This window comes from Aeromonas sp. FDAARGOS 1406 (assembly GCF_019048565.1).
In the GTDB taxonomy this organism is placed as follows: domain Bacteria; phylum Pseudomonadota; class Gammaproteobacteria; order Enterobacterales; family Aeromonadaceae; genus Aeromonas; species Aeromonas caviae.
Genome location: NZ_CP077378.1, coordinates 1,745,977 through 1,769,303, shown reverse-complemented (window position 1 = coordinate 1,769,303; position 23,327 = coordinate 1,745,977). Strand labels below are relative to the sequence as shown.

Annotated in this window: 18 protein-coding genes; 10 read left to right on the top strand and 8 right to left on the bottom strand. The window is 61.7% G+C overall.

What is annotated here, in order from left to right; all coding sequences use genetic code 11:
- Positions 1-118: 118 nt before the first annotated feature.
- The gene (locus I6L36_RS08265) at positions 119-931 is read left to right on the top strand and encodes a PhzF family phenazine biosynthesis protein (protein WP_109112298.1); all 813 of its coding nucleotides are present in this window, start codon (positions 119-121) and stop codon (positions 929-931) included.
- 106 nt (positions 932-1,037) lie between these two features.
- Here the strand turns inward: I6L36_RS08265 and lysS are convergent, their stop codons facing one another.
- Positions 1,038-2,516, bottom strand: a complete 1,479-nt coding sequence (gene lysS, locus I6L36_RS08260) for a lysine--tRNA ligase (RefSeq protein ID WP_223302609.1) — start codon at positions 2,514-2,516, stop codon at positions 1,038-1,040.
- A 77-nt stretch (positions 2,517-2,593) separates the two neighbouring features.
- Positions 2,594-3,692, bottom strand: a protein-coding gene (gene prfB, locus I6L36_RS08255) for a peptide chain release factor 2 (RefSeq protein WP_102948437.1) whose coding sequence is annotated in 2 segments (ribosomal slippage) — positions 2,594-3,616 and positions 3,618-3,692 — 1,098 coding nt in all. Because the reading frame shifts where the segments join, the coding sequence is not laid out codon by codon here.
- Between the two features lie 252 nt (positions 3,693-3,944).
- On the opposite strand from prfB, the gene I6L36_RS08250 reads away from it, so the two are divergent.
- Positions 3,945-5,816 carry a methyl-accepting chemotaxis protein gene (locus I6L36_RS08250; protein WP_041215693.1) on the top strand — a complete coding sequence of 624 codons (1,872 nt, stop codon included), beginning with the start codon at positions 3,945-3,947 and terminating at the stop codon, positions 5,814-5,816.
- Positions 5,817-5,990: 174 nt separating this feature from the next.
- Here the strand turns inward: I6L36_RS08250 and gltS are convergent, their stop codons facing one another.
- Entirely contained in the window at positions 5,991-7,190 is a 1,200-nt protein-coding gene (gltS, locus tag I6L36_RS08245) for a sodium/glutamate symporter (protein WP_042881169.1), read from the bottom strand.
- 490 nt (positions 7,191-7,680) lie between these two features.
- On the opposite strand from gltS, the gene ansA reads away from it, so the two are divergent.
- On the top strand, positions 7,681-8,688 hold the full coding sequence (ansA, locus tag I6L36_RS08240; RefSeq protein ID WP_010675424.1) for an asparaginase: 1,008 nt from the start codon (positions 7,681-7,683) through the stop codon (positions 8,686-8,688).
- Between the two features lie 241 nt (positions 8,689-8,929).
- Here ansA and I6L36_RS08235 read toward each other — a convergent pair whose 3' ends face one another.
- Positions 8,930-9,223, bottom strand: coding sequence for a YeaC family protein (locus I6L36_RS08235; RefSeq protein WP_109112300.1), 294 nt, complete (start codon positions 9,221-9,223; stop codon positions 8,930-8,932).
- A 60-nt stretch (positions 9,224-9,283) separates the two neighbouring features.
- Positions 9,284-10,717 (bottom strand): glyceraldehyde-3-phosphate dehydrogenase, encoded by a 1,434-nt coding sequence (locus tag I6L36_RS08230; RefSeq protein ID WP_042865068.1) that lies wholly within the window; start codon positions 10,715-10,717, stop codon positions 9,284-9,286.
- 211 nt (positions 10,718-10,928) lie between these two features.
- On the opposite strand from I6L36_RS08230, the gene I6L36_RS08225 reads away from it, so the two are divergent.
- From I6L36_RS08225 to I6L36_RS08215, 3 genes are all read left to right on the top strand, one after another.
- Positions 10,929-11,732 carry a DUF2989 domain-containing protein gene (locus I6L36_RS08225; protein ID WP_104455422.1) on the top strand — a complete coding sequence of 268 codons (804 nt, stop codon included), beginning with the start codon at positions 10,929-10,931 and terminating at the stop codon, positions 11,730-11,732.
- Positions 11,729-12,286: an NUDIX domain-containing protein gene (locus I6L36_RS08220; protein ID WP_104455423.1), complete on the top strand. Its 558-nt coding sequence runs from the start codon at positions 11,729-11,731 to the stop codon at positions 12,284-12,286. Before I6L36_RS08225 ends, I6L36_RS08220 begins: the two co-directional genes overlap by 4 nt.
- A 114-nt stretch (positions 12,287-12,400) precedes the next feature.
- Positions 12,401-13,363 (top strand): IS1595 family transposase, encoded by a 963-nt coding sequence (locus I6L36_RS08215; protein ID WP_216987102.1) that lies wholly within the window; start codon positions 12,401-12,403, stop codon positions 13,361-13,363.
- Between the two features lie 25 nt (positions 13,364-13,388).
- Here I6L36_RS08215 and sppA read toward each other — a convergent pair whose 3' ends face one another.
- Complete coding sequence (sppA, locus tag I6L36_RS08210; RefSeq protein WP_109112937.1) at positions 13,389-15,233, bottom strand: signal peptide peptidase SppA; 1,845 nt, start codon at positions 15,231-15,233, stop codon at positions 13,389-13,391.
- A gap of 320 nt (positions 15,234-15,553) precedes the next feature.
- Between sppA and I6L36_RS08205 the strand changes: the two genes are divergently transcribed.
- The 3 genes from I6L36_RS08205 to I6L36_RS22160 all read left to right on the top strand — a co-directional run bounded on the left by I6L36_RS08205 (position 15,554) and on the right by I6L36_RS22160 (position 19,855).
- Positions 15,554-17,581: an NADPH-dependent 2,4-dienoyl-CoA reductase gene (locus I6L36_RS08205; protein WP_109112938.1), complete on the top strand. Its 2,028-nt coding sequence runs from the start codon at positions 15,554-15,556 to the stop codon at positions 17,579-17,581.
- A 107-nt stretch (positions 17,582-17,688) separates the two neighbouring features.
- Positions 17,689-18,237, top strand: a complete 549-nt coding sequence (locus I6L36_RS08200; protein ID WP_049636567.1) for an NAD(P)H nitroreductase — start codon at positions 17,689-17,691, stop codon at positions 18,235-18,237.
- 538 nt (positions 18,238-18,775) lie between these two features.
- On the top strand, positions 18,776-19,855 hold the full coding sequence (locus tag I6L36_RS22160) for a methyl-accepting chemotaxis protein (protein ID WP_109112936.1): 1,080 nt from the start codon (positions 18,776-18,778) through the stop codon (positions 19,853-19,855).
- 20 nt (positions 19,856-19,875) lie between these two features.
- Here the strand turns inward: I6L36_RS22160 and I6L36_RS08190 are convergent, their stop codons facing one another.
- Both I6L36_RS08190 and prmA read right to left on the bottom strand, forming a co-directional pair.
- Complete coding sequence (locus I6L36_RS08190; protein ID WP_041212489.1) at positions 19,876-20,424, bottom strand: sugar O-acetyltransferase; 549 nt, start codon at positions 20,422-20,424, stop codon at positions 19,876-19,878.
- A gap of 380 nt (positions 20,425-20,804) precedes the next feature.
- Positions 20,805-21,683 (bottom strand): 50S ribosomal protein L11 methyltransferase, encoded by an 879-nt coding sequence (gene prmA / locus I6L36_RS08185; protein ID WP_042014450.1) that lies wholly within the window; start codon positions 21,681-21,683, stop codon positions 20,805-20,807.
- Positions 21,684-22,003: 320 nt separating this feature from the next.
- Here prmA and I6L36_RS08180 point away from each other — a divergent pair, with 320 nt between their 5' ends.
- The gene (locus tag I6L36_RS08180) at positions 22,004-23,206 is read left to right on the top strand and encodes an ISL3-like element ISAeme19 family transposase (protein ID WP_080988673.1); all 1,203 of its coding nucleotides are present in this window, start codon (positions 22,004-22,006) and stop codon (positions 23,204-23,206) included.
- Positions 23,207-23,327: the final 121 nt, after the last annotated feature.

The following is a 23,327-nucleotide window of genomic DNA, read 5'->3' as shown; positions in this document are numbered from 1 at the left end:
TATGCGATTTATGAATTTATAAAGCCAAAATCCATCTCAGCCCCGGGGCGCCCGTGATATAAAAATGGCCTTGCCGAGCCCCCTGTCCCGGTGATCTCTCATGCCCCAAGGAGCAACCATGTCCCGTCTCTATCATGTCAACGCCTTCAGCCATCACCCCTTCGGAGGCAACCCCGCCGTGGTGGTGCTGGGGGAAGCGCGGCCCGACGCCGAGCTGCAGGCCATGGCAGCGGAGTTCAACCTCTCTGAGAGCGCTTTTCTGACCCAACTGGGGGAGGAGCATTACGGGTTGCGCTGGTTCACCCCGCAAGTGGAGGTGGACTTGTGCGGCCATGGCACCCTGGCGGCGGCCCATGTGCTGTGGCAGACGGGGGCGGTGTCGGAGGAGCTCCCCATCCGCTTCGCGACCCGCAGCGGCGAGCTGGTGGCCAGGCGCGAAGAGAGCTGGATCTGGCTCGACTTTCCGCGTATCTCTCTGGCTCCTCTTGAGCTGGATCCTGCCTATGGGGCTGCCCTCGGCTGCCAGCCGCTGCAAACCCTGGCGGCCGGGGCCAAGTTCCTGCTTGAGCTCGCCAGCGAGGAAGAGGTCCGCGCGCTCACCCCCGATTTTCACGCCCTGCGGGCGCTGCCGGGCCGGGGGATCATGGTGACGGCGCCATCGAGCCGGAAGGAGGACGACTTCGTCTCCCGCTATTTCGCCCCCTGGGTTGGGGTGGACGAGGATCCGGTGACCGGCTCCAACCACTGCGCCCTGGTGCCCTTCTGGGCAGAGCGGCTCGGCAAACGGCAATTGCGGGCCCGCCAGATCTCGGCCCGGGGCGGGGATCTCAGGCTGGAATTGCAGGAGGAGCGGGTGCTGATGGCGGGCCGGGCACTGACCCTGTGGCAGGGGGAGTGGCTGCTGCCGCCTGGCGTACCAGCGGACCGATGACCGCTCGTCACGGTGTGACTTCTGCATAAAAAAACGCCCCGTAATTGCGGGGCGTTTTGATTGCCATGGACGGCAGCGTTTTGCTGCGGCCCTGTTTCTGCGGCGCTTACTTTTGTGGACGCAGGGCCGGGAACAGGATGACGTCGCGGATGGTGTGGCTGTTGGTGAACAGCATCACCAGACGGTCGATACCGATACCCTGACCGGCGGTCGGCGGCAGACCGTGTTCCAGCGCGGTGACGAAGTCGGCGTCGTAGAACATGGCTTCGTCGTCCCCTGCGGCTTTCTGGTCAACCTGGGCCTGGAAGCGCTCGGCCTGATCTTCCGCATCGTTCAGCTCGGAGAAGCCGTTGGCCAGCTCGCGGCCGCCGATGAAGAACTCGAAGCGGTCGGTGACGTCCGGGTTCTGGTCGTTGCGACGGGCCAGCGGGGAGACGGCAGCCGGGTACTCGGTGATGAAGGTCGGTTGCAGCAGCATGTGTTCCACGGTCTCTTCGAAGATCGCGGTGATCACGTGGCCCAGCTCCCAGCTCTTCATCAGCTCGATCTTCAGACCCTTGGCGACGGCGGTGGCCTTCTCCAGGGTGGCCAGATCGTCACGGGTCACACCCGGGTTGTACTTCAGGATGGAGTCCACCATGGAGAGGCGCTGGAACGGCTGACCGAAATCGATGGTCAGGCCCTCTTCGCCCTCTTTGGCGTAACGGATCCTGGTGTCGCCCAGGATGTCCTGCGCCAGGGTGCGCAGCATCTCTTCGGTGAGATCCATCAGATCGATGTAATCGGCGTAGGCCATATAGAACTCGAGCATGGTGAACTCGGGGTTATGGCGAACGGAGATGCCTTCGTTGCGGAAGTTGCGGTTGATCTCGTAGACACGCTCGAAACCACCGACCACCAGACGCTTCAGATAGAGTTCCGGAGCGATACGCAGGTACATGTCGATGTCCAGCGCATTGTGGTGGGTGATGAAGGGACGTGCGGAGGCGCCACCCGGGATGACTTGCATCATGGGGGTTTCCACTTCCATGAAGCGCTTGTCGTTCAGGAACTTGCGAATGCCAGCCACCACCTTGGTGCGGGTCACGAAGGTCTTGCGGGACTCTTCGTTGGCGATCAGGTCCAGGTAACGCTGGCGGCAGCGGGCTTCCTGGTCGGTCAGACCCTTGTGCTTCTCGGGCAGCGGGCGCAGGGCCTTGGTCAGCAGGCGGATGGTGGAGACGTGTACGGAGAGCTCACCGGCGTTGGTGCGGAACAGGGTACCCTCGACACCGACGATGTCACCCAGATCCCACTTCTTGAACTGCTCGTTGTAGAAGCCTTCCGGCAGATCGTCACGGGTCACGTAGATCTGGATCTTGCCAGCCATGTCCTGCAGGGTCGCGAAAGACGCCTTGCCCATGATCCGGCGGGTCATGATGCGACCGGCAATCTTCACCTGTTTACCCAGGGCGACCAGCTCGTCATTGCTCTTGTCGCCGAATTCGGCGTGCAGATCGCCGGAGAGGCTGTCACGACGGAAGTCGTTGGGGAAGGGGTTGCCCTGGGCGCGCAAGGCGGCCAGCTTGGAGCGACGCTCAAGCATCTCGTTGTTCAGTTCGAGAGTCTGGTCGACTTCCGGGGTGGTGGTTTGTTCAGACATGGTGATTCCTGCTGCTCTGTTTACAGGCCTGATTTCAGGCTGGCTTCGATAAACTTGTCCAAGTCGCCGTCGAGTACCGATTGGGTATTGCGGGTTTCGACGCCGGTGCGCAGATCCTTGATACGGGAATCATCCAGTACGTAGGAGCGGATCTGGCTGCCCCAGCCGATGTCGGACTTGGTCTCTTCGAGGGCTTGCTTCTCAGCGTTCTGCTTTTGAATTTCCAGCTCGTAGAGCTTGGCCTTCAACTGCTTCATACACTGATCTTTGTTCTTGTGCTGGGAACGGTCGTTCTGGCACTGCACCACCACGCCGGTCGGCACGTGGGTGATACGCACCGCGGACTCGGTCCGGTTGACGTGCTGACCACCGGCACCGGAGGCGCGGTAGACGTCGATGCGAAGATCAGCCGGGTTGATCTCGATCTCGATGTCATCATCGATCTCGGGGTAGACGAACACGGAGCAGAACGAGGTGTGGCGACGGCCGCCGGAATCGAACGGCGACTTGCGTACCAGGCGGTGCACGCCGGTCTCGGTGCGCAGCCAGCCAAAGGCATACTCGCCGGTGAACTTGATGGTGGCGGACTTGATGCCGGCCACGTCGCCCTCGGAGCATTCGATGAGCTCGGGCTTGTAGCCGTGGGCATCGCCCCAGCGCAGGTACATGCGCAGCACCATGTTGGCCCAGTCCTGGGCCTCGGTGCCACCGGAACCGGACTGGATGTCGATGTAGCAGTCGGAACCGTCGTGCTGACCGGAGAACATGCGACGGAACTCGAGATCCACCAGCTTGGCCTCCAGCTCGTCCGCTTCGACCACGGCTTCGTTGAAGGTCTCTTCGTCTTCGCCTTCGACGGCCAGGCTGACCAGCATCTCGACGTCATCGACGCCCTGGGTCAGGGTATCGATGGTGCTGACGACGTTCTCCAGGGAGACGCGCTCCTTGCCCAGCGCCTGTGCGCGCTCGGGTTCGTTCCAGACATCCGGCTGTTCCAGCTCGGCATTGACCTCTTCTAGACGCTCTTTCTTGGCGTCATAGTCAAAGGTACCCCCTAAGCAGCTCGGTCCTCTCAGACAGCTCCTTAAGCTTGTTTAATACAGGATTGACTTCAAACATCGTGAAAACTCTCGGGGTCGATGTGATTTAAAAACGGGATATTCTAGCCAATTGCAGAAGGAATAAACAGGGTTGGCTGGCCCCGCTCTTTTTCCTGCTCCAATTTTCCGCAGCATTTTTAAAATTTCCGCGTAAAATATCGTCACTCACGCCATTCTCCGCTTCAGTTTTGCGCAGATTGGCCGCTAACAACACACAGTGCCACGCACTCCCGATTGATCCTGTTCCCGCCCCCCACAAGAAGAAAACACGATGAAAAACCTATCACTCAAGCAGAAGATACTGTTGTCTGTGGTCATCGCCTTGTCACTGGTGATCCTGCTGCTCTCCTGGCAGAGCTACACCAGCCAGAAGTCCATGCTGCTGCAAGGCAGTCAGGAACAGGTGCAGCGCCTTGGCAGCCAGCAGGCCGCCAGCGTCAGCGACTGGCTTGCCGCCCGTCGTGACGTCATCCAGGCCCTTGGCAACAAGGCCGGTGCCGAGCCCCTCAACGCCCTGCAACAGGCCCAGGTGTCCGGCCGTTTCCAGCTCACCTATTTTGGTGAGGGCAGTGGCAAGATGAACGACTCCGACCCCTCCATCAACCGCGACGGTTACGATCCCCGCTCCCGTGGCTGGTATCAGGAAGCCATGGCCAAGGGCGGCATGATCGTCACCAAACCCTACCTCGACGTGGCCTACAACATTCTGGTGGTGACCCTGGCCCAGCCTGCCCAGGGCGGCGTGGTGGGGGGGGATCTCTCCATTGCCTCCCTGGTGGATGACATCACCAAGATGAAGCTGCCTGCGGACGGCTTCGCCATCCTGATGCACAAGGATGGCACCGTCATCGCCTACAAGGATGCGGCCAAGGCGATGAAGCCAGCCAGCGAGATCGACAACGATCTGACCAATGCCCTGATCGAGCAGAGCAAGGCGAGCAACAGCCTGGTGCCTGCTTTCTTCGACAACGAGGGGCGTGACAAGCTGCTGTGGGCGACGGACATTCCGGACACCGACTGGGAGCTGGTGCTGGTACTGGACAAGAGCACCCTGGAGGCGCCGCTCTCCTCCCTGCTGATGACCCAGCTCGGCCTAGCCCTGCTGGTGCTGGTGGGCAGCATTCTCGCCATCTCCTGGCTGGTCAGCCTGCTGCTCGGTCCCCTCACCAAGGTGTCCCAGGCCCTGGCCCGCATCGCCGACGGTAACGGCGATCTGACCCAGCGCATCAAGATCGACGCCAATGACGAAGTGGGCCAGCTCGCCGGCAGCTTCAACCGCTTCGTGGGCAGCCAGCATCAGCTCATCGCCAACATCCGTCAGCTTGCCAACGAGCTGAACGCCGATGCCGAACGCAGTCTGGTGACCAACCAGGCCGCGGTGGAAGAGCTGCAACGCCAGCAACAGGAAGTGACCATGGTTGCCACCGCCGTCACCGAGATGGCGAGTGCCACCATGGAGATCGCGGGCAACGCCGAGAACACCGCTGCCGCCGCCCAGCAATCCGCCCAGAGCAGTGAACAGGGCAAGATCCTGGTGAACCAGACTCGCCAGTCCATCAACAACCTGGCCGAGGAAGTGGGGCAGGCGACCGGCGTCATTGGTGAACTGAGCCGTCACGCCCAGGCCATCTCCGGCATCCTCTCCACCATCCAGGGCATCGCCGAGCAGACCAACCTGCTGGCGCTGAACGCGGCCATTGAAGCGGCCCGTGCCGGCGAACAGGGTCGCGGTTTCGCCGTGGTGGCGGACGAGGTGCGGGTGTTGTCGCGCCGTACTCAGGATTCCACTCAGGAGATCCAGTCCACCATAGAAACCCTGCAACAGACCACGGCCCGCGCGGTGAGCCTGATGCAGACCAGCCAGGGGCTGGCGGACAACAGCGTGAAGGATGCCGACGCTGCCGCTGCGGCTCTGGAGGAGATCACCCAGGCCGTCAGTCTCATCTCCGACATGGCGGGCCAGATCGCCACCGCCGCCGAGGAGCAGACCCAGGTGACCGGTGAAATCACCCAGAACACCACCGCCATCAAGGATGTGAGCGACGAGATCACCGCTTCCGCCATGCGCGACCTGGATCAGGCGCACAACCTCAAGGGGCGTGCCACCAACCTGAACCAGCAGGTGTCGACCTTTATTTTGTAAGGAAGGTCAGGCCGCAGTCCTACCGTGGCGTCAGTAAAAAGCCCCGCACCTTGGTGCGGGGCTTTTTGTTGCCTGCCGTCGGCCCCTTGGTGGGGGTCGGGGCAGCGTCCAGGGGCCAGCAAACAAAGAGCCCACCGCAAGGTGGGCTCTGTCATACGGGGCCTGCGTCCGGGATCACAGGAAGGGCAGGGCCAGGAACAGCTTGATCACCACGGCGTTGATGATGTCGATGAAGAAAGCACCGACCATGGGCACCACCAGGAAGGCCAGGTGGGAGGGGCCAAAGCGCTGGGTGATGGCCTGCATGTTGGCAATGGCAGTGGGGGTGGCGCCGAGGCCGAAGCCACAGTGACCCGCCGCCAGCACGGCTGCATCATAGTTGCGCCCCATGACCCGGAAGGTGACGAAGATGGCGTAGAGCGCCATCGCCACCGTCTGCACGGCCAGCAGGATGAAGATGGGCAGGGCCAGGCTTGCCAGCTCCCACAACCTGAGGCTCATCAGCGCCATGGCGAGGAAGAGCGACAGGCTGACGTTGCCGAGCAGGGAGACCTCACGGTCGCTCACTTCGTGCCAGTTGAGCAGGGTGAGCAGGTTGCGCAGCAGCACGCCGACAAAGAGCACGCAGACGAAGATCGGCAACTCGAAGACGCCGCCCTTGAGGTAGAGGGCCAGCATTTCGCCCCCTTTCAGGCTGATGGCGATGAGTGCCAGGGTCTCGATCAGGCTGAAGGTGGTGAGCGGGCGCTCCATGTCCGGCATCTCGAAGCCCTGGGGGGCGCCGTCACGGTTGTGCTCCTCACCGGGCACCTGCACTTTCTTCACCAGATAACGGGCCACCGGGCCGCCGATGAGGCCCCCCAGCACCAGGCCGAAGGTGGCACAGGCAATCGCCAGCTCGGCGGCGGATTGCACGCCGTATTTCTCGGTGAAGATGGAGCCCCAGGCCGCCCCGGTGCCGTGGCCGCCGGAGAGGGTGATGGAGCCGGCCAGCAGCCCCATGTGGGGATCCAGCCCCAGCAGGGTGGCCAGACCCACCCCCAGGGTGTTCTGCACCAGCAGCAGGCCGGTAACCACCAGCAGGAAGGTGGCCACCGCCTTGCCGCCGCGCTTGAGGCTGCCCAGATCGGCGGAGAGGCCGATGGAGGCGAAGAAGGTCAGCATCAGGGCCGTCTGCAGGCTGGTATCAAATTGCAGTTCGATCTGCAGGGTGGAACGCAGCACCAGCAGCACCAGGGCCACCACCAGGCCACCGGCCACGGGTTTGGGGATGTTGAAAGTGCGCAGGGGTCCTATCTTGTTGACCAGCAGGCGGCCAAGCAGCAGCACCAGGGTCGCGGCGACCAGGGTGGCGTAGGCATCAAGTTGTAGCATTCAGTGCTCCCATGTTGATCGGCTGTGTCTTTGGCGAGAAAGACTCACGGATCCAGCCGGGATGAAACAGAGTGGCGAACGCGCCAGTGACAGAGGGGCCGCAGCCCCGTCCCTCTGTAAAAGAGGGGGTCGACACGAGCCCGTGTTCGTCGGGCGTCCAGATGAGATTTGTGAAAAATCCGCCGGATACTAGCAAAAAACACCAAGTGCATCCACATATGTCACATTAATGATTAAAACGTGGTGTTAACGTGGCATTTAAAACTGCCTCGACGAGTATGCTCCGGATCGCAACAATGCTGCTGCGGCTGTCATTTGCAGCGGCACTCTTTATAATTCGCCCGGTTCCGCCCCCACGGGAGGACACAGACCCTCAAGAGGTCTGTTGATGACCGATATTGAGCCCGCCCGCACCATCTGAAGGACGGGGGGCTGTATCGGTTGAGCCCTGTTTGATTTGCCGGTTTCCAGTCCAGAGAGAGGAGAGGGTGTGAAGAAGTCCATCTACATTGCCTACACAGGCGGCACCATAGGGATGCAGCGTTCCGACCACGGTTATGTACCGATGGCGGGCTTCATGGAGGACTGTCTGGCACGGATGCCCGAGTTCCATCGACCGGAAATGCCCGATTACCATATCCACGAATATGCCCCCCTCATCGACTCTTCCGACATGACGCCGGCAGACTGGCAGCGCATCGCCGAGGACATCAAGGGCAACTACGACAAGTACGACGGTTTCGTTATTCTGCACGGCACCGACACCATGTCGTTCACCGCGTCTGCGCTCTCCTTCATGCTCGAAGATCTGCACAAGCCGGTCATCATCACCGGCTCCCAGATCCCCCTGGCCGAGCTGCGCTCGGACGGTCAGCAGAACCTGCTCAACGCCCTCTATATCGCGGCCAACTACCCGATCCACGAAGTGACGCTCTTCTTCAACAACCAGCTCTATCGCGGCAACCGCAGCAAGAAGGTGCATGCCGACGGCTTCCACGCCTTCGACTCGCCCAACTACCCGCCCCTGCTCAATGCCGGTATCGCCATCTCCCTGGAGGCAGGTGAGCTGGGCGTGCCGTGCGATCGCCCCCTGGTGCTGCACGACATCACCCCCCAGCCCATCGGGGTGGTGACCCTCTATCCGGGGATCTCGGCTGAGGTGATAGCGAACATCCTGCAACAACCGGTGCGTGCGCTGATCCTGCTCTCCTTCGGGGTGGGCAATGCGCCCCAGAACCCGGCCATGCTGGCGCTGCTCTCCGAGGCATCTGCCCGGGGCGTCATCATCGTCAACCTGAGCCAGTGCCTGCACGGCAAGGTCAACATGGGGGGCTATGCCACCGGCAATGCGCTGTCGCGGGCTGGGGTCATCTCGGGCTTCGACATGACCGCCGAGGCGGCGCTCACCAAGCTGCACTTCCTGCTGAGCCAGGATCTGCCGGCGCCGCGCATCCGTGAGCTGATGCAGCAGTCCCTGCGCGGGGAGCTGACCCCCTGACTTTCCCTCTCACCCTAACCCTCTCCCAGCGGGAGAGGGGATAGATCGAGGTGGCGAGGTTTACCATGAAGATCGCCGGCAGGTGGCCCGCTGACTGCTCGCAGGTGCGTGCCAGCTCCCTTCTCCCCTGGTGGGAGAAGGGCCGGGGATGAGTCATCCTGCATAGAGAGGAAAAAAGAGGGGAGCCATTATGGCTCCCCTCTTTCGTTTCGTTACCGCGATAGGTGACGTGCGGCCTGCCTCAGTGGCTAAGGTCGACCCGCACTATCTCTTCCTCATCGCGATACTGGCGCTTTAGCTCGCTCTTGCTCTTCATCACGATCTCGCCGTCACGGCCGATGTTCATGTGCTCGGGGTTCTCAATGTGCATCGCCTGCCAGGCCATCACGGCCTGCAGGGAAGTGGCCTTCTGCTCCTCGGTGAGGGGCTTGCCATCCGGCCATTTGCCCAGTTCGACCGCAGTCTTGAGCCGCTCGTACACTTCTTTGGGCATCTGCGCTATCGCTTGTTGAAACGTCACTTGCTGAGACGACATCCGGCCTCTCCTTGAAAATTGAGCCATGAACACGGGTTCCGGCGGGCAGATCCTGTCGGACTATACCGGCAGATCCTGGCGGACTACGCCAGCCATCTGCTCCATCACCCGTACTACCTGACAACTGTACCCGAACTCGTTGTCGTACCACACGTAGAGCACGCAGTGATCCCCCTCGGCGATGGTGGCCTGGGAGTCGACGATGCCCGCAAAACGGGAGCCCACCATGTCGGAGGAGACCAGCTCGGTGCTGGCACTGAAGTCGATCTGGCGATGCAGGGCCGAGCTCAGTGCCATCTGCTGCAGATAGGCGTTGAGGCTCTCCCGATCGGTGGTCTGTTCCAGCGAGAGGTTGATGATGGCCAGGGACACGTTGGGTGTGGGCACCCGGATGGCGTTGCCGGTCAACTTGCCCTTGAGCTCCGGCAGCGCCTTGGCCACCGCCTTGGCGGCGCCGGTGCTGGTCATCACCATGTTGAGGGCTGCGCTGCGACCGCGGCGCTCGCCCTTGTGATAGTTGTCGATGAGGTTCTGATCGTTGGTGTAGGAGTGGACCGTCTCCACGTGGCCGTGGCGGATGCCGTACTTGTCCTGCATCACCTTGAGCACCGGGGTGATGGCGTTGGTGGTGCAAGAGGCGGCGGAGACTATCTTGTCATCCGGGCCTATCACCTCGTGGTTGACCCCGAACACCACGTTCTTCATCTCCCCCTTGCCGGGGGCGGTCAGCAGCACCCGGGCGGCGCCGCGGGCCTTGAGGTGCTCGGACAGCCCCACTTCGTCACGCCAGACGCCGGTGTTGTCGACGATCAGCGCATTGTCGATGCCGTAGGCGGTGTAGTCGATGTCGGCCGGGCTGTTCGCATAGATCACCTGGATGAAGGTGCCGTTGGCGATGATGGCACTGCGTTCAGCATCCACCTCGATGGAGCCGTTGAAGGGGCCGTGCACCGAATCGCGGCGCAACAGGCTGGCACGCTTCTCCAGATCCCCGTCGCGACCGCCGCGCACCACGATGGCGCGCAGGCGCAGGGAGTTGGCAGCGCCGGTGCGCTCGATGAGCAGACGGGCCAGCAGGCGGCCGATGCGGCCGAAGCCGTAGAGCACCACGTCGGTCGGGGCGGGCACGGCACTGCGGTTCAGGGCCGGTGCCAGCTTGGCGCGCAGATAGTCCTCGATGCCGGCTTCATCCTGGTGATCCTGCCAGTAGCCCACGGCCAGTTTGCCGAGATCGACTTCGGCGGCGGTGGGGTTCAGGGCGACGATGGCGCGCAGGAGAGGGAAGCTTTGCTGGATGGGCAGCGGGGTGCCCTGGTGGCGGCGAACGACCCGGTGGGCCTTGAGGATATCGATGGTGGAGGCGTTTTGCAGCGGGCGTCCGTAGAGGGTGATCTCTATCCCTTGCTGTCGGTAGAGGCGACCTATCAAGGGTTGCATGGCTTCGGCGAGCTCCTGGCTCTCCTGCCACGCCTGCAAGTAGTGCTCGTGGGTCATTAACCAGATCCTTTTATTTCACGTTGTTGAAGCAAGTTGCCTGGGCAAATTGAAATTCGTCGAAGGCAGATCAGTGTAGGGCTGATGGTTTCGTTATATTATTCTGCAATCGCGGCCTTATACGGCGTGCGCATTGTAATGGATATGTAGCCTGTTTGCTAGTTGGCGGTGGCCGGTGCGGGTTTCGATTGTTATCAACCAGATGTGAACCATGACCCTATTCTCACAGCGTCCGTTACTGCTTTCCCTCGCTTGTTGCCTGACGTTGACGGCCTGCGACGACGACAGGATCCACAACATCTGCTCCCAATATCCCGCCCTGTGCGCGGACCTGGTGGACGACGGCTGGTGTCGCTATGAGCGCAGCGACGTCATTCGCGGTCGTTACTATCTCCAGGAAGAGGGGACGGACAGGCGCAAGTACGATCTGATGCGCGGCCTGGAGCGTTATCTGCAGTGCGCCGAGCACTCCACCAATATCGAGTACAAACGGGCCAGGGAGCAGAAGAGCCCCAGAGTGGAAGGGATGCTGGCCGCCGGCCGTCAACTGGAGCAACTGGACGCTCAGACCCGGGGTTCCCAGGATCCCTACCTGCTGCTCTGGCACTGGACCAACAACACCAGCCCCGAGGCCCGCGCCAGCTTCCTCGCGCAGGAGGGAACGCCGAGCCTCGAGGAGCCCGAGCTGCAACTGGCGCTCGGCGGCATTTATGCCAAGAGCGAGCCCGAGAAGGCCATCAGGCTGATGCACCATGCGCTCTCCCTCTATCGGGAGGGGGACAAGGTCAACAGCCGGATCCTCACCGCCCTCAGCACCCTCTACATGGGGCAGAAGCGATTTGATCAGGCTTATCTGTGGGGCAAGGTGAGCGAGTCATTCCAGGAGAGCCCCGAGGTCTCCGCCACCCGGCTCGGCATTTACCATGCCATCGGCAAGGAGGAGCAGGAGACGCTGGACGACCAGGCGTCCACCATCGTCGACGCACTCAGGCAGGGGAGCTACCGCACACCATGAATCCGACCCTGACAGAGGTCCGGGAGTGGGCCCATCCCTTCGATATCCGCCTCGTCCACGGCCAGATCCGCGGCGAGGACAGGGTGCTTGAACGGGCCACGGTGAGGGCCGTGGTGATGCGTGGTGATCAACTGCTGCTGGTGCACTCCCGCGTCAACGGGGATCTCATGTTCCCCGGTGGCGGCATCGAGCACGGGGAGGCGCACGATGCGGCCTTGGCCCGGGAGCTGCGGGAAGAGTGTGGCGCCGAGCTGGTGGCCGTGGGCCCCCTGCTGGGAGAGACCCGGGAGTATCGTGCCGCGCGCGAGCCGGATTACGATGCCTACTGCATCCGATCGTCCTATTACCTCTGCCGGGTCGGGGAGGACTGGAGTGCGCCGCGCCCCCAGCCCTACGAGATCCGCCTCGGCTTCACGCCGGGCTGGTTCCCCCTGGCCGAGGCCCTGCAGACCAACAAGACCCAGCTGGCGGGTCCCTGTCCCCAATGGACGGCGCGAGAGACCCGGGTGCTGGCAGAGTTGCACCGCTGGCAAGCGTCCGGCTTGCTGACCTGACAAGGCCGCTTGCCCCATAAAAAAACCGCCTGTCGGCGGTTTTTTTAGGCGCTGTCCCAATTACATGTTGAAAGGCTAACCTTGAAGTAGGTCATCACCCTGAGGGCCTCCATCATGGATACCCAAGCCTTTCAACATCTACTGTCTCTCTTTCCACAGCTCACCATGCGCCAGCGTCGCCTCGCGCAACATGAACTCACTACCCCTCACCCAATCACCTCGCTGGCCGCTCAACTCCCCGCTTGTCGATGTTGCCCTCACTGTCAGGCCGAGGCTACGCAGTTGGCTCCCTGGGGTTGGAGTCGAGGGCTGCGTCGTTATCGCTGCAAGCAGTGTCTGCGCACCAGTTCCGTTCTCACCAAGACGCCTCTGGCTCGACTTCGCAAGGCACAATGCTGGGAAGACTACGCCCAGGCCCTCATCGACGGTCTGACCGTCCGACAGGCTGCCGTCCGCTGCGGAGTCTGTAAAAACACCGCCTTCTTGTGGCGTCACCGCTTCCTGAAAGCCATGGCGAGTCACCAGGCGGCACGGGAAGGGGGTATCGTCGAGGTTGATGAGACCTTCTTCTTGGAGTTGTTTAAAGGGCAACGTGGTTTGCCCCGCCCGGCCCGCCACCGTGGGGGCAAAGGCCGTACCCGAGGCACAGGGCCGGATTACATCCCGGTGGTGGTGGTTCAGGACCGGGCTGGTCACCATGCGGATTTTCAGTTGGAGAAAATGAATGCCGAGACGGTGATAGCTGTTTTGACACCCCTTGTCTCGTCAGATGCGGTGTTGTGTAGCGACGGCGCCGGGGTGTATGCCAGTTTCAGCAAAGCGCAGGGAGTGACCCATCAGGTCGTGCGCAATCGTCAAGGCGAGCGTGTGGTTGGCGCGTACCATATCCAGCATGTAAACGGATATCACCGTCGGTTGAAAGAGTGGATGGAGCGGTTCCATGGGGTAGCGACCCACTATCTGAGAAATTATCTGGGTTGGCGAAGGATGTTGGAGCGCTACGGGCGGGAAGTGAATGTGCCAAGTTGCTTGCATGAGGCGCTGGGGCGCCCCATGCAACACGTAATTGGGACATAGCCTTTTTTTATGGCTGTCCCCGGCGTCAGGGGAGACAGACCGGGCAGAAGGCGTAGGTGCCCTGGGGATCGTTGAAGCGGGTCAGCGGGTCCAGAGTGCGGTTCATCTCCAGCAGCGTCTTGCCAAGCCCGGTGGGCAGCCAGCTTTGCAGGTGCGGGGCCAGCGCCTGGGCGCTGCTGTCAAACAGCTCGCGCAGGAACTTGTCCCTGGCCGACTCTTCCGGTGCGATGGGGGTGACCTGCCAGCTCTTGAGGTTGGCGAGATCGGCGGCCGCCTTGAGGGCGTCATCCAGATTGCCGAACTCGTCCACCAGCCCCAGTGCCTTGGCATCCTGCCCGGTCCAGACCCGGCCTTCGGCGGCTTTTTCCGCCTCTTCCGGGCTAAGGCCCCGGCCTTTGCCCACCAGGCCGACAAAGCGCTGATAGGTGTCTTCCACGCTCAGTTGAATGGCTTCACCCACGTGATCCGGCAGGGCACGGGTCAGCCCGATCCCCACGAAGTCGGTGGTGCCGACGCCGTCGGTGTGTACCCCGTACTGGGAGAGCGCCTTGTCGATGGTGGCGAACATGCCGAACACCCCGATGGAACCGGTGAGGGTGGTGGGGGAGGCGAAGATCTTGTCCGCATCGGCGGAGATCCAGTAGCCACCGGAGGCGGCGTAGCTGCCCATGGAGATGACCACCGGCTTGCCCGCCTGTTTCAGGGCCAGCAATTCGGCGCGGATCTGCTCGGCGGCGAAGGCGCTGCCGCCCGGGCTGTCCACTCGCAGCACCACGGCTTTCACCTGATCGTCACGGCGGGCCTCGGCCAGCAGATCGGCAAGGCTGTCGCCACCGATGGTGCCGGCAGGCTGGACGCCATCCATGATGGCGCCGCTGGCGGTGATGAGGCCTACCTCATCCTTGCCGCTCTGGGGGTACTGCTCCGGGATGGCGGCCAGATACTCTTTCAGGCCCACGCCCTTCCAGCCGTGATCATCGGCCTCGCCCACTTCCTTGATCACCGCCTGGGTCATTTCGTCGCGGGTGGCGAGCTGATCCACCAGACCGTTGTCGAGGGCGTAGCTGGCCGCATTGCCGCCGGCCTTGCGCAGCAGTTCGAGGAAGTGATCCTTGTTCGGTGCCACGGCATCAGGCTCGATCTCCCGCTGCTCCGCCACGTCGGCCACATAGGATTGCCACAGCTGATCCAGCCAGCGCTGGTTCGCCTCCTTGCTCTCGGGGGACATCTCGTCCCGGGTGTAGGGCTCGACGAAGGACTTGTAGGTGCCGACCTTGAAGACGTGCGGGGTGATGTTGAGCTTCTCCAGTGCCGACTTGAAGTAGGTCTGGTAGACACCCAGCCCCTCGATCAGCACGGCACCACTCTGATTGAGTAGCACGTGGTCTGCGTGGGCGGCGAGCAGATAGGCCCCCTGGCTGTAGTAGTCCGCCATGGCGATGACCGGCTTGCCGCTCTCCTTGAAGGCGTCGATGGCGGCCGTCACCTCCTGCAGTTTGGAGAGGCTGGTCCCTTGCAGACCCTGGGGCTTGATCACCAGCGCCTTGATGCGATCGTCATTCCCCGCGCTCTTGATGGCCCACAGCAGATCGGAGAGGACGATTTCGCTTGGCTGCTCGTCCCCCTTGTCCATTTGCCTGAGCAGTTGCACCGTGGGATCGGTCTGGGTGCGCTGTTCTACCAGCACACCGGAGAGATTGAGGGTGAGCGCCCCCTCGATGGGAGTGCTTGGAGTCTCGCTCTGGCTGACGCTGAAGACAATGACCAGCACGACGAGAAGAAACAGCAGGTTGACCAGCATCAAGCGGGTAAAGTTGAGCAGGCGCCAGAGGCTGCGAAAGAGCCATCCCAGACCTTTGAAAATAGACATAGCTGCGTTGTCGCCCTGTTAATGGGTTGAGAGCAGCCATTATTAACCAGTTGCGCAGCCAATTGCCATTTCCCCTTGAGTCGACTGCCCCCCGCCACTTCGGAACACGGCTGTTCGCTGAAAAAATGTCCAAACATTTGTTTGAAAAAGAGTTTTCGATTCTTTACTCTAGCTCCAGTTTGATAACAAAAAATTAACTGAAAGGCCCGATGAGCCGGCCCCACCTCCACCTACCCCTTCTTTTTACTGCCCGTCACCCGAGGCAGCCAGGAAGGCTGGAGCATGACCCCGTGCACATCGACCTCGACAAGGAGTGCATCATGAGCCGTTATCCCACGCTGCTGACCCCCCTCGATCTGGGTTTTACCCAGTTGCGCAACCGCGTACTGATGGGGTCCATGCACACCGGCCTCGAGGAGGAAAAGGGGGGCTTTGACAAGCTGGCCGCCTTCTATGGTGAGCGGGCCCGTGGCGGGGTCGGTCTCATCGTGACCGGCGGTATCGCCCCCAATTTGCGGGGGCGGCTGGTGCCCCACGGCTCCCAGCTGAGCTTTCCCTGGCAGGTAGCCAAACACCGCAAGGTGACCGAGGCAGTGCACCAGGAAGGGGGCAAGATAGCGCTGCAGATCCTTCATGCGGGCCGCTACGCCTACCATCCGTTCAGCCTGGCGCCGAGCGCCCTCAAGGCTCCCATCTCCCCGTTCAAGCCGCGGGCCATGAGCGAGCGGCAGATCCGCGGCACCATTCGCGACTTCGCCGCCACTGCGGCGCTGGCCAAGGCGGCCGGTTATGACGGGGTCGAGGTGATGGGGTCGGAAGGCTATCTCATCAACCAGTTCATCTGCGAACGCACCAACAAGCGCACCGATGGCTGGGGCGGCAGCAGCGAAAACCGCATGCGCTTCCCGGTGGAGATTGTCCGCGCCATCCGTGAGCGGGTGGGCCCGGATTTCATCATCATCTTCCGCCTCTCCATGCTGGATCTGGTGGAGCAGGGCTCCTCCCTTGAGGAAGTGATCGCACTTGGCCGGGCACTGGAGCAGGTGGGGGTGACCCTCATCAACACCGGTATCGGCTGGCACGAGGCGCGCATTCCCACCATCGCCACCAGCGTGCCGCGCGGTGCCTTCAGCTGGGTGACCGCCGAGCTGAAAAAGCACCTCAAGGTGCCCCTCATCACCACCAACCGCATCAACACCCCCGAGGTGGCGGAGCGCATCCTGGCGGGGGGGGAGGCGGACATGGTCTCCATGGCGCGCCCCTTCCTGGCGGACCCCGAGTTCGTCATCAAGGCGGCTGAAGACAGGGCGGACGAGATCAACACCTGCATCGCCTGCAACCAGGCCTGCCTCGACCACGTGTTCAAGCAAAAGCGTGCCTCCTGCCTGGTCAATCCCCGCGCCTGTTTCGAGACCGAGTTGACGTTTGGCCGGGTGCCCCAGCCCAAGAAGCTGGCGGTGGTGGGGGCGGGTCCTGCGGGGCTGGCGTTTGCCTGCTATGCCGCCGAGCGGGGCCATCAGGTAAGCCTGTTCGATCAGGCGAGCGAAATCGGCGGCCAGTTCAACTTTGCCAAGCAGATCCCGGGCAAGGAGGAGTTTCAAGAAACCCTGCGCTACTTCGCCAAACGGCTGGAGAAGTGCGGCGTCGAGCTCTATCTGGGCCAGCGCCAGAGTGCCGAGAGCCTGCTGGGCGGCGGTTTTGACGAGGTGATCCTCGCCACCGGCATCCGCCCGCGCACTCCCAATATCCCGGGTATCGAGCATGCCAAGGTGATGAGCTACCTCGATGTCTTGCGTGATCACAAGCCGGTGGGCGAGAAGGTGGCAGTGATCGGTGCCGGCGGCATCGGCTTTGACGTGGCCGAATACTTGGTGGAGAAGAGAGGATCGCCGGATGCCGCAAGCCATCGCGATCACTGGCTCAAGGAGTGGGGCATCGACAAGCAGCTCGGTGAGCGCGGCGGCCTGACTACCCCCGAAATCGATGCGCCCGAGCGCCAGATCTGGTTGCTCCAGCGCAAGGAGAGCAAGGTGGGCGACGGCCTTGGCAAGACCACCGGCTGGATCCATCGCACCGTGCTCAAGAATCGCAAGGTGCAGATGCTCTCCGGCGTCCAGTATCTGCGCATCGACGATGCCGGGCTTCACATCCAGGTGGGCGACCAGCAGCAGTGCCTGCCGGTGGATCAGGTGATCATCTGTGCCGGACAGGAGCCCCTCAAGGAGTTGCAGGCCGGTCTGCAGGCCGCGGGCAAGCCGGTGCACATCATCGGCGGTGCCGACGTGGCCGCCGAGCTGGATGCCAAACGCGCCATCCGGCAAGGGGCGGAGCTGGCTGCCGTCATCTAGCCGCCCGACCCTTTCGTATCCTGACAAACCCCTGAACCTCAGGGGTTTTCTTCATCTGGTGCTGTGCTAAGGTAGCGCCATCATCGCCTTTGACAAGGAACTGCCCCATGGATGCCCTCCATCTGTTACTCAATCGCCACTCCTGTGGTCGTCTGGCCGAGCCTGCCCCGAGTGGCGAAGTGCTCGACAATATCCTCAAGGCCGGGCTGCGGGCGCCGGATCACGGCACTCTGACCCCCTGGCAGTTCATCCTGTTTGAAGGGGAGGGGCGTGAGCGCCTGGGGACATTGCTGGCCGATGCCGCCCTTGCCCGTGGCGAGGATGCGGACAGTGTCGAGAAGTGCCGCGCCGCGCCACTGCGTGCTCCCCTGGTGATCGCGGTGGCGACCCGTTATCAGGCGCACCCCAAGGTACCGAAACTGGAGCAGGAGCTCTCTGCCGGTTGCGCCCTGATGGCGATGCAGATGGCGGCCCAGGCCCAGGGCTTCAACGGCATCTGGCGCTCCGGCTGGTTCATCTTCGACGAGCAGATCCATGGTGCACTGGGGCTGGCACCGGAGGATCAACTGGTGGGCTTCCTCTACCTTGGCACCCCCATGCTGGAGGCCCGCAAGCTGCGCGAGTTGCCCATCCAGGACTTCGTGCGCAGCTTCTGAAGCGCAGAACGCCAAAAGCCCTGATTATTCAGGGCTTTTTTGTTTTCTGACAGAGCCGTCAGGCTGTACTGATAAATGCGCACTTGCCAAGAGGGGAGAAGGGGGTTGGCCGGACATTTTTTGAATTGTGAGAGATTCTTCTCACTCCTGGTTTATTACGCTATGTAAAACGTTTGCGCCACGTTATTATCCCACTGCCAGTTTAGAAGGTGACCCCTTCTAATTTTCTGCGATGAGAGTCGCAATTCCGTAGCACCTTTTTAGAGCCCAACGTCTTGATGACATTGGGCTTCATTTTTTGTAGGGCTGGCACGTCAGCGTTCTTTCTCCTCCGCCTCTTCTCTACCTCACCCGGCCTCTTTGTGGCGATCTTTTGCACAGTCATTGATGTGGCCTCGATTGGAATCAGGATCAGGGTCAAATATCCTGCATTTGCAGGTGAAATCCGGCCCGGGATCCGCCAGCATCGGCAGAGACAAGAGAGCCAGAGGCTTCCCTTTGACGTCGACTGCCCGCACCTTTGCCATCTGGAGACCATATGTGGTTCAACCGCAAGCTTGAAAAAGAGAATCAACAGCTCAGGGAGGCGTTGCTTCTCAAAGAGCAGCAGCACCAGCGCGAGCTGGCCGAATTGCGTGCCACCATCGGTGAATACGAGCACATGCAGCGCACCAGCCGGGAGCGTGGCGATCTCTTCAATCAGGTGATCTCCTGCCAGAACCAGGGAGGTGAGATGCTGCAGAGCGTGCGGGAAGCGCTGGCCGGCAGTGCCGAACACCTGATGGCGGAAAAGGGAGCGCTCTGCGAGCTGGATCAGCTCTTTGCCCAGACCCGGGGCGCCATCACCCGTCTCTCCAATCGCGCCCATGCCATCACGGATGAGGCGGCTCGCAGCCTCGCAGCCGTCCATCAGCTCGATGCCAGCACATCCGCCATCAACCAGTTCGTGACCGCCATCCAGGGCATTTCGGATCAGACCAACCTGCTGGCACTCAATGCGGCCATCGAGGCGGCCAGGGCCGGTGAAGCTGGTCGAGGTTTCGCCGTGGTCGCCGATGAGGTGCGTCAGCTGGCGAGCAAGGCCCATGAAGCCAGCAGCCAGATAGAGGTGCTGGTCAGACAGATAGTGGCCCAGGCGCAGGAGATCAAGTCCATCATCGATGACAACCAGGCCAGTGCCGCCGAGGTGGCGATCTCCTCCTCCCAGATCGATGTGGTGGTGACCCAGGTACTGGCACAATCAGACCGGATGCAGCAGGTGATCCACAGTGCGGCCTCCACCTCCTTCCTCAATACCACCAAGCTGGATCACGCCGTCTGGAAAAACACCATCTATCGGCTCATCGATCAGCAGCATTTTCACGAGCCGGTGAGCGACCACGCTCAGTGCAGGCTGGGCAAATGGTATTTCGAGGGGCAGGGTGCGGAGCTCTTCGCCCACAAGCCGGGCTTTCGTGAACTGGACGGGCCCCACAAACGGGTCCACGAGAGCGGCAAGGCCGCCCTGCACGCGCGCGAGCAGGGGGATATCAAAAGCATGGTCGAGCAGCTCAAGACCATGGAAAACGCCAGCATGCAGGTGGTGCACTGCATCGACCGCTTGCTGGAAAGCGCCTGAGCGAGCCTCGGGCCTTCCGCTCAACCTTTGACTGGTAGCAGCCGTGCCGGGTTGCCTGCCACCCTGGCACCGGCAGGTACATCTCTTGTCACGACCGAGCCCGCACCCACGACGGCTTCCCGCCCTATGGTGACGCCGGGCAGCAGGATGGCGCCGCCGCCAATCCAGACCCTGTCTTCGATGGTGACCGGCAGTGCCGTCTCAACCCCCTGAATACGCTCATCGGCGTCCAGCGCATGGGCGGCGGTGTAGATCTGCACGTTCGGCCCAATCATTACCTCGGCGCCGATGCGAATGGGGGCATTGTCCAGCAGGGTGGCCCCCATGTTGATGTAGCTGCCCTTGCCAAGGTGGATGTGGCGGCCATAGGTGCAGTAGAGGGGCGGGCAGATGAAGGCACCCTGGGCCAGCTCGCCGACGATCTGCTGCAGCAGCGCCAGTTGTTCATCCTCCTCGTCGCTGCGATTGAAGCGGCGGTACAGGCGGGCCGTCTCCCGGCGCAACAGATCCAGCTCTGGTGCCATGCAGTTGTAAGGCTGGCTGGCGATCATCTTCTCGTATTCGGTCATGACTGGGCCTCGATGGGGTGGAGGAAGAGAGGATAAGCCATCGGGAGGCAGAGAAGCGTGAGGCTCTCCCCAGAGTGGGCAGAAGGAGAACGGGCGTCCGGAAACGACAAGGGCACCCTGCTGGGGTGCCCTTGTCGTTCAACGACCTAAGTGTTGCCGCTGTGACCTGTTGCTTGTCAGCCGAGTGTGCGGCTGATGGGTTGGCAACTGCCGTGGCTTGTTGTTTATCAGCCGAGTTTGCGGCCGATGGGTTGGCAACTGCCGTGGCTTGTTGTTTATCAGCCGAGTTTGCGGCCGATGGGTTGGCAGCCACCGTGGCTTGTTGCTTATCAGCCGAGTGTGCGGCTGATGGGTTGGCAACTGCCGTGGCTTGTTGCTTATCAGCCGAGTTTGCGGCCGGAGAGGCGGCACCACTCTTCCTTCACCGCAGTCGGGTCCATTTCGAACCACTGGCCATAGATGGTCTCCAGCTCTGGCGCCTGGCTTTCCAGCACGCCGGAGAGGGCCATCAGGCTGCCCGCCTTGCCGTGGCCAGCGATAAGCGGCGCCAGTTCCCGCAGCGGGCCGGCCAGGATGTTGGCGACCACCACGTCCGCTTCGACGTCTTGCGGCTGATCCGCCGGCAGGTAGAGTTCGATCTGGTCGGCAACGCCATTTCGCTCGGCGTTGTCACGGCTGGCCTGGATGGCCTGAGGATCGATATCGATGCCGATGACCCGGGCAGCCCCCAGTTTCAGGGCGGCGATGCCGAGGATGCCGGAGCCGCAACCAAAGTCGACGACGGTTTTGCCGGCCAGATCCAGCCCGTCCAGCCACTGCAGGCAGAGTGCCGTTGTGGGGTGGGTACCGGTGCCGAAGGCCAGGCCCGGGTCCAGCATGACGTTGACCGCATCGGGGTTCGGCACGTCGCGCCAGCTCGGGCAGATCCAGAGCCGCTCGCCGAACTGCATGGGGTGGAAGTGATCCATCCACTCGCGCACCCAGTCCTTGTCTTCCAGTTGCTCCACCTTGTAGCCCACGTCTTTACCGAAGATCTGCTGGAAGAAGGCGATGGTGGGAGCCGGATCGGTTTCGGCGTCGAACAGTCCCATTACTTCGGTCTCGCCCCAGAGCGGGGTTTCACCGGGCATGGGCTCATAGACGGGCACATCCTTGGCATCCATAAAGGTCACCGCCTGGGCCCCACGCCCCAGCAGCATGTTGCTCACCTTGTCTGCGGTCTTGGCAGTGGCGTTGATTCGAATTTGTATCCAGGGCATGGCGTCGGCTCTTCATAAATGTGAAACCGCGGGATTCTATCATCATGGGCCCGTGCTGTCGTGGTTTGACCATGGCCTCATGGGGAAGGGAGGTAACTCTGCCAAGTTGGCACGGTTAATGTATTCCTTCATGGGTGACGGGAAGCAACTTGTTCCCGCTGAATGCTTTGCTCTATGAAGTTCCGTCATCTTTTTTCAGCCACCTTCGGGTGGCTTTTTTTAGGTTCTTCGCGGGATCCTGGGAAAGTGGAAGTTGACAGACAGGGTGCTGGTAAACTGGTTGTCGCCAAACACACCACCACCATCACCCTGCTGTCGCCGTGCATCATATTGATATTACCTCCTTCTGGCCAGGTTATACCGTCATCGCCCAAGCGCTTTCTGCCAACCATCACACCCTGTTTACCCTTGAGCCTCGCGCCGACTTCTTGCCCCGTTGTCGCCGATGCCTGCAACCCACGCCATTGATCCACGACCAACGTATCCGCCGGGTGCGTGAGCGAGACCTATTTGACCGACAAGTCTGGTTACAACTGCCTGTTCGCCGCGTCGACTGTCTGCGCTGTGGTCGCGTCAGTGAACATATCGACTGGCTCCCCTCTGGCTCCCGCCTCACCCGGCGCATGCAGTGCTGGATTGAAGCGCTCGTTCAGTACCTCCCCATCCGCCATGTCAGCCAGCTCACCGGGGTCGGTTGGCACACCATCAAGGAGATCGACAAGCGCCGTTTGCAGACTAGTGTGGGCACCATCGAACTTGGGGAGGTGCGGCGGCTGGTGATGGATGAGTTTGCCCTGCACAAGGGACACCGCTATGCCACCGTGATCATGGATGCCGAGCGAACCCGCGTCCTGTGGGTGGGGCACGGCAACAGTCGGGCCGCTATCCGTCCCTTCTTCGAGCAGCTCGGCGAGCGATGCCAGCAGATTGAGGCGGTGGCGATGGACATGAACACGGCGTTCGACCTGGAGGTGAAGCAACACTGCCCGCAGGCGGAGGTGGTCTACGACCTGTTCCACGTGGTGGCTCGCTATGGCCGAGAGGTGGTGGACCGGGTGCGAGTGGAGCAGGCGAATGCACTGAAAAGCGATAAACCGGCGCGAAAAGTGGTCAAAAGTGCGCGTTGGTTGCTGCTACGTAATCGGGCGAAGCTGAGTGAAAAACAGGATGTGAAGTTGCAGGAGCTGTTGGCGGCGAATCAACCGCTGGCGATGGTGTACGTGCTGAAAGAGGCGTTGAAGGGCATCTGGTATGCGCCGAGCGTGTGGGAAGGATGGCGACGATGGCGGAGCTGGATGCGGCAGGTGAAGGAAAGCGGGCTAGCGCCGCTGCAACGATTTGGTCGAAATTTATCGAAATATATGCGGGGGATCCTGGCGAGTGCAAACTACCCGATGCACACGAGTGTGCTGGAAGGGGTGAACAACAAGATCAAAGTGATAAAGCGCATGGCATATGGATTTAGGGACTCAGAATACTTTTTTCTGAAAATCAAGGCGGCCTTCCCCGGAAAGCCGCGATGAACCTTTTTTTATGCCAGTGCGCTGAAAAGCGGTTAATTGGGAGGGAAAAGCAGAGATTGGCACGCTATCTGCAAAGTTACAGATGTCCTGCATAAGGATATGTGTGTGATTGTTACCCCAA